Here is a 2,828-nt window from a genome sequence, read left to right on the forward strand (position 1 = left end):
TGACACGCCGTATCGCAAAGCTTGAATTTTGAGTCGGGCTCTGATATTCAAAAAGTCAGATTTTTTGAAATTACTGTGGGGAATTTATTTGACAGGCTTAAAGCGAAAAGTGTTGATAGGCACGATTACTCGAAATCGACCTATTATGCTTCAAAATCTACTCAAATCGTATACAAACCTTATCGTTCCAGATAATATCGATGTGAGTTTTTTAATAACCGAAAATAATAATGAAAAAACATTACACAATGTAATCGCCGAGTTTCAGCGATATAACATAACATCAGAAGTAATTTATACTAATGAGCCAGCTCTAGGTATAGCATCTGCAAGAAATCATGTGCTTAACTATGCTATAGATCATAAATACGACATTCTTACATTTGCCGATGACGATGAACAAGTAGAGCCTGATTGGTTGTTAGAGCTGCTCAAAGAGCGTGACTCTAAAAACCTTGACATCGTTGGTTCACCGGTCAGATTTGCAGCACCGTTAGATAAATTACATTGGTGGAAAAATATTATTTGGCGAGGAGTGAACCAAGTTAATCAAGGCGCTGAAAAGCGCGCTCGTACCTTATATGATCAAGGGAAAGCGTCTAAGTTAAAACTAGCAACCGGTAGTTGGATGGCTAATCTTGATTTTTTCCGCTTAACAGGGCTGCGGTTTGATACTTCACTTGGTCAAGCAGGTGGGGAAGACTGGCAATTATGGCAAGATGCTAAAGAAGTAGGCGCTCAAACAGGCTGGACGCCTTATGCTATTGCTTATGAAACTATTCCTCTTTCAAGACTTAAGCTGTCTTATTATTATCGGCGGACACGTGATCACGCCAGAATGGTTTACCACGAGCGACTAAAAAAAGGAAAAGCTGGGCGTACGTTCGGTTCAGTTTTATCTCGTATATATAAAGTTTTAACTAGCACATTATTACTGCCGCTCCAAAAAGAGAGGGGACTGATAACAATTGCAGCGAACTTGGGAGGTTTAGTCGGATTTATTGAAGGTGCATTTGGTAAAAAATCCGCGCATTACATCAATATTGATGGAAATTAATACTCCTCGATTGAGTTACTGAAATTACGAGTATGAATAATGGCTATCCCAGTTCTTGTATATCATCACATCGCCCCTATTCAACGCAATGTACCTTTTCGTGGGCTTTTTGTTCATCCTGATCGCTTTGCAAGCCAAATGAAATGGCTAAAAAGACTTGGCTTTAAAGGCATGTCAGTGAGAGATGGCATGCCTTATCTAAAGGGGGAAAAAAGAGGTAAAGTCGCGATTATAACTTTTGATGATGGTTTTCTTAATGTGTTGGATAACGCAGCTCCAGTGTTAGCTGAATATGGGTTTACTGCAACGAATTATTTCGTTGCCAACCAAATTGGAGGCAGCAACGTTTGGGACAAGGCTGTAGGCATTCCAGAAACAACATGCATGTCACTTTTTCAGATGAGAGAATGGGCGGATTTAGGTCATGAAGTTGGTGCACACACTCTCGATCACGTTAACTTAAACGATATGGACGATGAAGAAGCTTTTAGGCAGATTAATGAGTCTAAGCTTCGGCTCGAAGATATGCTTGGTGGTGAAGTACTTAATTTTTGCTACCCTTATGGTGCTAATAGAAAAGAACATCGCACTATGGTGCGAAAAGCAGGTTTTTTAAGCGCTGTTACAACAATTCCAGCTAGAACTAAGCCAAGTGACGACATATATGGAATACCCAGAATATACATACGACGCAATCATACTTTACCTGAATTTATATGGCGGATTAATTTCCGTTAGCTCAGATGGCTGAAAGCCGAAGGGTATCGCTGGATCGCGCGTGACCTCGGTATCAGCAAGAATACGGTTGCCGATATCGCCAAGCACCAGCAGTTACGGATATGAATACGCAGAGGTTGCCATCATGCTTATCACCCGCTCTCTCACCGGCCTCCCTGCATATGGGCCGCCGGCGATCTCGTTCCCGAAGCCCAATGCTTTCAGAGAGGGCTTTGTCGTTGAATTCACTACGAATGAAGGCGAACGTTGGATTGGGAACTTTTCGGAAGGGTGGCGGAAACGCCTGAATTCTGTTCATCCGGAACCCGATGGGCGTTCAGTTGTCGTCGTGGCTGGTGGCATTGGATATTTTGTAGGCGTAGAAGCAAGGCAGCTTATTCGCGAGTTTGATGTTGAGGATCTATGGTACCTCGACAGTCAACGCATTTTCCTCGTCACAAACGGCCTTTGGTTTGAAGCGTTTGATGTAAACGGTGTGCATTGGCAAAGCCGTCGGATTTCGTGGGATGGTATGCGACAGTGCGAATTATTGAATGCCAGCATGCGCGGTGAGGCATATGACCCGTTCTCCGAGGATTGGGTCCCATTCGAGCTCAACCTTCATACTGGTGATGTTGTCGGTGGCTCCTACTTCGAGGCTTGAGTAAGTCCGCAATCGCCTTGATGTTGTTGTATGCCGCTTAGGGGCGTCATTTCGCCCCTAGCCGGAACCGACCCCAGAAAAACTTACTAGGTATAGGATTGAAGTATCACCATCACATGCTGGGACCAAACATCTTATGTGTCTCGGAGATGCTATAACGTCGTCATCGCCGATCCCGGCCAGGACCGGCGATGAGGTGGGATACAGGCTTAACATCTTGTGGCTTGACCACGTTCGCTAGCAGGTTGATCCCGCCTCTCTCCACCATCTCGAACAGTTGACGGCGGCCCGTTTCCGGGACCGCGAAACATAAGGAAGAGAGAGTGAGATGATAGCAGCAAAGGTGCTTATCGGAATAGATGTATCTCGTGATTGGCTGGACGGTTTCCT

At 44.5% G+C, this 2,828-nt stretch carries 3 protein-coding genes; all 3 read left to right on the forward strand.

Features of this window, described 5'->3' with window-relative positions; all coding sequences use genetic code 11:
* Positions 1-88: 88 nt before the first annotated feature.
* The 3 genes from C7374_RS15735 (at position 89) to C7374_RS15750 (ending at position 2,438) form a co-directional block, all read left to right on the forward strand.
* A complete protein-coding gene (locus tag C7374_RS15735) occupies positions 89-1,057 on the forward strand; it encodes a glycosyltransferase family 2 protein (protein ID WP_245412698.1) in 969 nt (322 codons plus the stop codon).
* Positions 1,058-1,096: 39 nt separating this feature from the next.
* Positions 1,097-1,795, forward strand: coding sequence for a polysaccharide deacetylase family protein (locus C7374_RS15740; protein ID WP_111576538.1), 699 nt, complete (start codon positions 1,097-1,099; stop codon positions 1,793-1,795).
* Positions 1,796-1,919: 124 nt separating this feature from the next.
* Entirely contained in the window at positions 1,920-2,438 is a 519-nt protein-coding gene (locus C7374_RS15750) for a hypothetical protein (RefSeq protein ID WP_111576539.1), read from the forward strand.
* The last annotated feature ends 390 nt before the right edge of the window (positions 2,439-2,828 follow it).

It is taken from the genome of Falsochrobactrum ovis, from assembly GCF_003259955.1.
Classification (GTDB): Bacteria; Pseudomonadota; Alphaproteobacteria; order Rhizobiales; family Rhizobiaceae; genus Brucella; species Brucella ovis_A.